6 protein-coding genes are annotated in these 9,030 nt (G+C 68.1%); 2 read left to right on the top strand and 4 right to left on the bottom strand.

Annotated elements, in window-relative coordinates:
* The first annotated feature begins 15 nt into the window (after positions 1–15).
* Complete coding sequence (locus CLV67_RS41815) at positions 16–1,113, top strand: tyrosine-type recombinase/integrase (protein WP_239166690.1); 1,098 nt, start codon at positions 16–18, stop codon at positions 1,111–1,113.
* Positions 1,114–1,833: 720 nt separating this feature from the next.
* Here CLV67_RS41815 and CLV67_RS41810 read toward each other — a convergent pair.
* Positions 1,834–3,801 (bottom strand): ATP-binding protein, encoded by a 1,968-nt coding sequence (locus tag CLV67_RS41810; RefSeq protein ID WP_106328899.1) that lies wholly within the window; start codon positions 3,799–3,801, stop codon positions 1,834–1,836.
* Between the two features lie 111 nt (positions 3,802–3,912).
* On the opposite strand from CLV67_RS41810, the gene CLV67_RS41805 reads away from it, so the two are divergent.
* A complete protein-coding gene (locus CLV67_RS41805; protein WP_106328897.1) occupies positions 3,913–4,803 on the top strand; it encodes a cyclase family protein in 891 nt (296 codons plus the stop codon).
* 190 nt (positions 4,804–4,993) lie between these two features.
* On the opposite strand, the gene CLV67_RS41800 is transcribed toward CLV67_RS41805, so the two are convergent.
* From CLV67_RS41800 to CLV67_RS41790, 3 genes are all read right to left on the bottom strand, one after another.
* Positions 4,994–7,663, bottom strand: a complete 2,670-nt coding sequence (locus CLV67_RS41800) for a right-handed parallel beta-helix repeat-containing protein (protein ID WP_106328895.1) — start codon at positions 7,661–7,663, stop codon at positions 4,994–4,996.
* A gap of 157 nt (positions 7,664–7,820) precedes the next feature.
* The gene (locus tag CLV67_RS41795; RefSeq protein ID WP_106328893.1) at positions 7,821–8,078 is read right to left on the bottom strand and encodes a hypothetical protein; all 258 of its coding nucleotides are present in this window, start codon (positions 8,076–8,078) and stop codon (positions 7,821–7,823) included.
* Positions 8,079–8,178: 100 nt separating this feature from the next.
* Positions 8,179–9,030: Rieske (2Fe-2S) protein (locus CLV67_RS41790; protein WP_146169511.1), on the bottom strand; the 852-nt coding region annotated here is incomplete at its 5' end.

Genomic DNA, 9,030 nt, shown 5'->3' with positions numbered 1-9,030 from the left:
TTACCGAGAGCCGAGGTGCGGATCATTTCCGATACCGATGCGATCGTTCAAGACCAGGAGACAGGGCTGTACGGGTTCCGGCTGGAGATGGGCCGGGGCCGTGACGGGGCCCGGATGCAGGTCCGCCGGTCCGGGTTCGCCACGGAGAAGTTGGCGTTGACCGAGTACCGCCGGTTGTGCCGGCAGCGGGACGCGCGGCATCCGAAGCCGCGGCTGGGCGACACGGTGCAGAGCATCTGTGATGGTTGGGTGCTGGCCCGGGAGCAGGAGCTCGAGCCCAATACCGTTTACAACTACCGGTGGCTGTTCGGCCTGATCTACCCGCACGTGGGTGGTGTGCGAGCCTCGCGGCTGAGCGCCCGGATGGTCGAGCGTGCCTACCGGGACCTGGAGACTGCCGGCTGCTCCCGGACCACCCTGCGGACGCTGAACCTGGTGCTGGTGAAGGCGTTCATCGAGCAGACCGGCCGCAACCTCAACGTGCGCAAGCCCCGTGAAAGCGACGGCGAGCGGCGGGTGTGGACTCTCGCCGAGGCGCGCCGCTTCTCCGCGTACGTCAGCGAGGACCGGTTGTACCCGATGTGGCGGCTGCTGCTCGTGACCGGCCTACGCCGCGGCGAACTCTGCGGCCTGCGGTGCGGTGATCTCGAGCTGGAACGCGGGACGCTGACCGTGCGCCGGCAGATCGTGGTCGAGGATCCGGGCAGCCGACTGCGGGTGAAGCCACCGAAATCACACAACGGCCTGCGCGCGCTGAAACTGGACCCGGTCACCAGCGAGCAGCTCGCCGAGTGGGCGGCGGGGCCGACGTCGCGGTACCTGTTCACCGGCCGGACCCGTGAGCCGATGCGGCCGGACAACCTCACCGACCGGTTCAACGACCTCGCCGTCGCCGCCGGCGTCCGCCCACTCGGACCACACCAGGTCAGGCATCTGATCGCGTCGAACGTGCTCGACACCGGGTACGGCATCCACGAGGTCGCCGAACGACTCGGCCACGACGCCGCCACCCTCATGCGCTACTACACCCGCGTCAACGCCACCCGACGCCTGCAAGCCGCCCATGAGATCGCCGACCTGGTAGCACCACCGACACCACTCCTCGCCGCCTGAACGGCCGTACGCGCGTCGCCGGATTCCGTATGGCGAGCAATCGCGTCCAAATATGGCGTGTACGGATTTCGGTGACTGGACTCGGGCAGCGCATCCCAAGATTCTTATTGAAAAGTTAATAAGGGGCCTGGAGGGTGCCCAATCCATCGGGGAAACAGGCCCTCAACCGAGGTGATATGCCGTGGAAGAGCGAGTTGAGTCAAGGGGTGTACCGGCCAACTGCTTAGCACGCCGCTCGTCGGCGCGAACCAGACGGCAGGGTACCTTCGAGCCATACTCTAAATCCATGAGAAATCGCAGCCCAGAGAATCTGCGCCCGCATAACCACAGGTAGACTGGCTTTCGTGGAGCGTAGGCGAGGTCGCTGGTGGTGACACCTTAACTCGGCCTGTTATAGTTGTCGGCGACCTGGGAAAACGTTACTGAGCACGTCGCTGGGCCTTTAGGTGCCCCTGGGGGGCAAGGGGTCGCAGGTTCAAATCCTGTCAGCCCGACCAATTTGCCCAGGGGATATGCAGTTTTATGCATATCCCCTGGGCCGGTTTTCGGGCGATGTGGTCGCCAGGTGGTCGCACCCCAGCACGGATCTTGCAAAGGCGTACTCAGGCTGCTTTCTTGGCGGCTGTACCGTGCCAAAACTGCGTTAGCTGCAAGCTCACCGGGTGTGCGACGACTTCGGGCACGGTATACGCACGCCGCACCATCTCGATGGAGACCGGGTCACGGTGGGGCGGCGCCGGCTCCGGTTTCGCGGTCCCACAACCATCTGGTGATGTGGGCGACCGCCTTGTCCCGGTGCCGCCGATAGGTGTTGAACGACAGGTGCAGACTCTCGGCGACCCGTTCCTGCGTGGTGGTCGGCTCCAGGAAGGTGCGTGTCACCAGGACGGCCAGATCCGCCGGCAGCGTCCGCACGGCGGTGCCGATGAGGTCGCGCAGCCGTTCGGCCGGTGTCCGCCCGTCCTGGTTCCGGCCGCTTCGCACCACCCGGGCGTGCAGCAGCGGATTGTCGCGCAGGGTGGTCGGCTCGTGGAGGCCGCGCAGCGCGGATCGGACGGCGTCGGCGAACTCTGCCCGGGACAGCACCGGCCGGTCCAGGTCCGGGCCAGGCCGGCGCACCGGCGCCCCGATCTGCCGGGCGTGCATGCGCTCAGACCACTCGGCCCGATCGGTACGCCGCCAGTCGTGGACGAAGAGGCCCGGCGAGCCGTGTGCGGCTCCGAAGTCGAGGAATTCCATGGCCTGCCGCCACTGCGCGGGGTCGTCGAACGCGCCGACCAGGCTCCATGCCACGTCGTCGCCGAGCTCGATGATGTCGAGCATCTGAACTGCCAGGGACAGGGTCATCGACGGAGACGGTCGCTGCCCGTGCTCGCGGTCCACGAAGAACCGCCAGGCGCGTACCCGCTCACCGGGACGCGGCGAACCGTGTTCGGAGACGTACGCCCACATGCCGTCGACGACCGGGTCGACGCCGATGTCAGCTGCGGTCAGGTCGAGGCAGGCGGTGTAGCCGCAGAGTTCGCCGGAGAGCCGGAAGACCCGGAAGGCTTCGGGCTGCCGCCGCATCCAGTGCGTCACCAGCCCGGACTGCCGCTCGTCCTGTGACGCCGCGGTCATGGCGACGATCGCCGTCCGGTCGTTGTCTCGCAGGCGGTCGACGTACGCCTGCGTGGGCGGTAGGGCACTCAGCATCGGGATGCCGGACCGGGTGCGGTTGATCAGGATGGTGGCCACCAGCAGCTGGATCCGCTCCCGCTCGCCGGGGACGGCAAGGACCTGGTCGAGGAACGCGGCGAGCTTGCGGCGGTACAGGTCGGCGTACCGGTCGGGGGCGCGCCACCGCAGATCGGTGTCGATCGCGTCGCGGACCACGTCGTGCGGATACAGGCCGTGGGTGCTCTCGACGACGAACGGCAACGTGCGCAGCCACGCGAACATGTCACCGGCGTCCGCGCCGAGCAGTGTGGTCAGCAGATCCTCGGTGGTCACCGGCACGTGCGCGCAGACCTCCAGGGCAGCACGGTGGCGTACGGTCGGTACTTCGTCGACGAGTTGTGTGAGCAGCGCTCCGACGACATCCGGCAGGTCGCTCAGCGCGCGCGGCGATGCCCCGCGATGCACCGCGTCGACGAGCATGGACAGGGTGAGCGGGTGGCCTCGGCTGATCGCAAGCAGTTGCTCGTGCATGCTCTCCGGCACCCGCTGAACGGCGAGATGGGCCTGCCCCGCGGCGTGCGGCAGGTTGCCGAGCGGGACGACACGCATCAGCCCGCGCCACGCCGGGTCGGCCCGCCATCGCGGTCCCGGGGCGTGCCGCCCGGCGATCACGACGACGCTGTCGCCGGGAAGTGACGGCAGATACCGCTCACGGACCCAGTCGTCGATCGACTCCAGCCGCTCGTAGGTGTCGATCAGCAGCACCGGCCGCGCCTCATCGGCCGGGACCGGCAGCGGATCCGGCCCCAGGCTCAGGTGCCGGGCGTCGACCCGGGTCGGAGTGCGGCCCATGCCGACGGCAACCTGCGCGAACGCATCCAGCAGGGTGCTTTTGCCGATGCCGCCGGGGCCGTGCACGAACAGCATCCCGGACGTCGCCAGAGTGGCCCGGAACAGGGCGACCTCGTCCTCGCGGCCGACGAACGACTGCTGGCGCAGCCGGTGCAGTTTCTCTCCGAGCGACGCCACGCCGCGACCATAGCCGATCCGGTTCGGGCACCCGATGGGCACCGTTTGGGCTGTGGCCGGGTGCCGGTCCCCTGTGATGATCTTGGCTCCGTCTAGGGAATGAGAGATCAGATGACCGACAACGACCTGGCGTACGGCATTCCGAGCAACTGGGGGCGCTGGGGCGAAACCGACGAGAGAGGCGCCGTCAACCTCATCACCGGCGAGGCGCGGGCACGGGGCGCGGCCGAGGCGCGCACCGGCGAGTCCGTGTCGCTGGCGCGGGTCACCCGATCGACGCCGCTGACCGCCGGTCCGTTCGCGCCGACGACCGCCTCGACCGGAGTGCAGACCATCATGCTGCACACCGGAGCCGGCAGCCCGGCGATGGGCGAGATCCTGCTGGTCAATTCGCACCATCCCGAGGTCACCCACCTGGACGCGATGAGTCACTGGGTCGAGGGCGGCAGGACGTACCCGGGCGTGGCCCAGGCGGACAGTTCCGGGCCGCTGGGTGTACGGCACGGCGCGGCCTCCGCGTACGCCGATGGGATCGTCACCCGCGGTGTGCTGCTCGACCTGGCCCCCGGCGGGCGGCTCGCCCCGGCCACCGCCGTGACCGGGGCCCTGCTGGACGAGGCGGCGGCTCGCGCTGGCGTCGAGGTGCTGCCGGGTGACGCGCTGGTCGTCCGCGGTGGCTGGCACCTGGCCGAGGAACGGGCCGGTGGTGGAGCATTGCCCGGCATGACGGTCGACGCGGTCCGCTGGATGCACGAGCACGGGATCGCCGTCTACGCCGGTGACATCGGTGACGCCCATCCGCCGTTGCCGGACGAGATCCCGGGCGCGCTGCACCGGTTCGGACTCGGCCAGCTCGCCATCCCGCTGCTCGACGGTTGCGACCCGGCCGAGCTCGCCGACACGTGCGCACGTCTCAGCCGGTGGACCTTCCAGTTCATCGTCGCGGTGCCGCGGTTCACCGGCACGACAGGCCTGCCGGTGAACCCGCTCGCGATCTTCTGAAACCTCGGGAGGCGCTGTCGCATCGAGCGATCGGCTGCCGCGGGCGGCCGCGTGGTGATCGGATGCCGGCGACCTGGAGGGCGGCGTCGGCCACGGTGGACACGGCAGCCGACGCCCCGGCCGGCACGGCGACGGTACCGGCCGGGGAACAATCGGCCGAGGCGATCGTTGTTCAGCGGTCTGCTTGCTGTCAGCTGCTTACGGTCCAGCGCTGGTTCGCGCCGCCGTTGCACGTCCAGAGGATGAGCTTGGTGCCGTTGGCGGTACCCGCGCCGTTCGCGTCCAGGCACAATCCGCCTGAGGCGCTGGTGATGGACCCGCCGGCGTCGACGGTCCACTGCTGATTGATCCCGCCGTGGCAGTCCCAGATGATGACCGCGGTGCCGTTGGTGGTGCCGTTGCCGGAGGCGTCCAGGCATTTGCCCAGCGCCGTCAGCTGCCGGCCGGAGGTCTGGGTCCAGCGCTGCTTCGCTGTGCCGTCGCAGTCCCAGAGCTGCGTCTGCGTGCCGTTGGTGGTCGTGCCGGAGGGCACGTCGACGCAGCGGCCGGACTGCGCGCCGACGATCCGCCCGCTCTGCTGGCTCCCGCCGCCCTGCGACCGGACGAGGAACGTGGACGCGGCGGACCGGTTGCCCTGGGCGTCGACGACGAACAGCCGGTACTCGCCGGCCGACGACGGGACCGCGATCGCGGTGGCGGCACCGTCCGCGGTGGTCATGGTCGGCCCGGCGGCGAACGTCGTCGTCCCGGCGGGCGCCAGCCAGATCCGCCTGGTCGCGTCGCCGGTGCTGCGGATCCGCAGCGACGACCCGCCAGTGGCGTAGGTGCTCGCGGGCAGCACGTGATCCGGCAGGGACAGCTCGCCGGGCGGGACGATGTCGCGGTACGCGTCCTCCAGCCCCGAGTTCACCGCGATGCCGTAGGCGGCCGCCGGCCACACGTAGTCCGCGGACACGAGGATGTCCTGCACCGTGCTGTTCGGCAGGTTCTTGTTGGAGACCTTGTTGATCGGCCCGTACGTCTGCGTGAGGCTCAGGTCGTGCTTGCGCCCGAAGTCGTCGGAATTGATCATCCAGGTGACGTTCTTGTCGATGCTGAGCACGTTGTCACGGAAGTTGATGTAGGCCGATCCCTCGTCCGGATGCAGGCCGTACTTGTGGCCGGAGGGAACGCCCAGCAGGTAGTTGCCGGTGACCGTGGTGCCCGGCTGGCTGCCGAGGGTGTAGATGGGCCCGGTGTCGGAGAGGCGCTGCACCGTGTCGACGATCCGGTTGTTGCTGATCGTGTTGTTCCGTGCCGTCGTGGTGGGCCGGCCGGGCGCGATCGAGCCGGACGAGCCGTCGAAGTTCCACCAGCCCCAGCCGAGGGTGATGCCCGACCACGGCGCCTTGCGGATCAGGTTGTGCTGCACCGTCAGCGTGTCAGCGAAGTACGCCGAGATCGGGCTGTGCCCGTTGAACAGCACCGCGCTGTCGTACAAATAGTTGTTCTTGATCTCGATGTTCTTGGTGAGTCCCTCGACCTGGACCGGATACTTCTCCCGGTTACCGGAGGTGGCATCGCCGATGTAGACGTGCTGGGGATGCCCGACCGAGATCGCTGATCCTGCGATGTCGTTGGTGCGGTTGCCGGTCAACCTGGTGTTCTGCACGTCGTTGGCCATGCTGATGCCGTCCGCGCCGGTGTGCTGGATCTGGTTGCGCTCCAACAGGATCCCGTCGGCGTTGCGCAGCTCGACGATGCCGGGCGTGAGGTCGACGTTGCGGTAGTGGTAGGCGTGGAAGTTCTGCTTCGCATAGGCGATGGCGCTGAGATTGCCCTGCTGCGCCTGCTTGAACACCGAGCCGGCGACGTTGACCAGGTTCCAGTCCGAGTGCTGCACGGTCAGGCCGGAGAAGGTCAGATTGCGTGCGTGGTTGCTCGTCGTGGTACCCGCGATCCGCAGCACGGTGGACACGCCGCCGGGCGCGAAGACCGTCGCCGTGGCCAGGTTGTCGGCGGCGGCCTTGTAGTAGAAGACCGTCCGGCTCGTGCGATCGAAGTAGAACTCACCCGGCGTGTCCAGGAACTCGTAGGCGTTCATCACCTTGTGCGTGCCGCCCGGCTGCGCGTTGCCGTTGAACGCGCCCTGCGCGATCGCGGCGCCCGGCTGCTGGAATGTCGCCACGCGGGAGCCGCCCTCGGTGGTCACCTGACGCACGCCCACGATGGCGGTCGTCCAGGTGGTCGCCGTCTCGATCTCGAGGTCGTCCTGGTTGGCCGCGATCGCCGGGAAATCGGCGGTGCTGTAGCGGGCTCCGGCGCACTGTGACCCGGACTCCCACGCCCACGCCGCCTGTCCCGCGGTGATCGTGTATGTGCCCTGGCAGCCCTGCGAGTTGATGGTCTTCGAGGCCATGAGGGCTCGCTTGTCGTTGACGTAGAGCGCGCGCAGTTTGGTCGAGCGGTCCAGCGGTGCCTTCCAGATGTTCCCGCTGTGCTGCGTCCAGCCGCCGACCCGCACACCGCCGGTGAGCACCGGCTTCTCGCCCGGATAGGCGGCGTAAACCACGCGGAAGCCGCCGGTGCCGGAGTCCTCGGCACCGAAGTCGATCGTGCTGGTGACGGGGTAGTCGCCGCCACGCAGATAGACGTTGATATCGCCGGTCATCGTGCCCTTGGTCGCGCGGACGACATCGCGCGCGTGCTGCAAGGTGCGGAACGGTGCGGTGATCGACCCCGGGTTGCCGTCGTCGCCGTCCGGAGCGACGTAGAAGGTCGCTGGGGCTGCCGCCGCTGCGGGCGTTACGCCCGTCAAGGTGACCCCGATGACCATGGCCACCGCAAGCAGCGACCTGCCGACGACCGAGACGGCTTTCATATACGGCTCCCCAGACGGTCTTTGGTGACGTAGCCGTCAAGTTAGCGTTAACTTTTTATTAGGTCAATTACGTTCGTCGATGCCTTAATTTCGTCGTTCACGCAGGTAGCAGGGGTGTTACCTGCGCCGTAACAATTTCCGATGGTCGGTGGAAAGCTCAATTCGCGGGTTCCGGCAAAAGGCTGGACGTCCGGGTCTCCGCGCCGGAGGCCGAGTAGAAGTTCTCGTCCCGCTCGATGGCCAACGTGTACGCCTCGCCGATCCTCGAGTCCGCCCGGAGGCCACGGATCAGCCGGTACGTGAGATCGACCTCGGTCAGCGGGTCGAGCGCCCGATCGTCGACCGAGGTTTCGTACAGCTCGTTCAGCGCCGACCGGTACAGGTCGGCGACGTCTCGGTCCGGCTCAAGCGACATGCCCGAAGCTGATGACCGCGGCCGCGTGCTCGTACCCCATGCACCGGAAACCCCAGTGGCGGACTGCCATCCACCGAGCGGCCGAAGGGCCCGATGAATATCAGTGCGGTCGCGAGGGGCCGGTGGATTCGCTGTCGCTCTTGGTGGCTCGGATCTTGTGGCCGGCGCTGGTGAGGCATCGGCCGGAAGGCAGGTCGAACTTCCAGCCGTGCAGCTGGCAGGTCAGCACGTTGCCGTCCAGGATGCCGAAACGGGACAGGTCGGCCTTCAGGTGGGGGCAGCGCCGCTGGAGGGTCCAGTCGCCCATCTGGGTGTCCTCGGCCTCCACGGCCTTCTCGTGTTCGTCGTACCAGCCCTCGGCGTACTGCAAGCGTTCCCGGCCCAGGCACTTGAAGAAAGCGTAGATGTACTCGTTGTACTGGCCGATGCGCGCGGCCGAGAAGCGGCAGCTCAGGAACAGGCTGTTGACCCAGTCGCCCTCGTCGATGTGGATCAGGTGCTCGATGATCGCCCGGCCGGTTTTGAAACGGTAGCGGACCTTCTCGTCGGCGTAGGGGCGGACCTGTTTGGCCGGGAAGTCGACGACGATCTGCTCGACCACCTCGCCGTCGGGGCCGAACGAGTCGGTCAGGTCGAAGCGGACCGGGCCGCCTACACCCTGCGCCATGTAGATGGACTCCTCGAGCAGCGGCTCGATGCGCTTCTTCAGCTCGCCGAGCACGTCGATCTCGGGGTGCCGCCAGGACGCCTTCTCGGCCTCGATGATGGGGCGCTTGCGCTCCCGCATCTCCTCGAGGTGCGCCCGCTTGTTCGCGAAGAACTCGCCGACGGGCGTCGGGTGCGTGGTGGTCTGCTTCGTGCCGCCGTCGGTCAGCTCGGTCACACTGCCGGGCAGCTGAACGACCGCGTTGGTGCCGCCGACCTTCGCGTACTCCGTCAGGAACACCGACTG

Source organism: Actinoplanes italicus, from assembly GCF_003001815.1.
Classification (GTDB): Bacteria; Actinomycetota; Actinomycetes; order Mycobacteriales; family Micromonosporaceae; genus Actinoplanes; species Actinoplanes italicus.
This window is presented reverse-complemented; position numbering and strand designations above follow the sequence as displayed.

What these genes read in the sequence shown, in the direction of transcription:
- CLV67_RS41795 (WP_106328893.1), bottom strand. Translation starts at nt 8,078, where the DNA reads ATGTCGCTTGAGCCGGACCGAGACGTCGCCGACCTGTACCGGTCGGCG.
- CLV67_RS41800 (WP_106328895.1), bottom strand. Translation starts at nt 7,663, where the DNA reads ATGAAAGCCGTCTCGGTCGTCGGCAGGTCGCTGCTTGCGGTGGCCATG.
- CLV67_RS41805 (WP_106328897.1), top strand. Translation starts at nt 3,913, where the DNA reads ATGACCGACAACGACCTGGCGTACGGCATTCCGAGCAACTGGGGGCGC.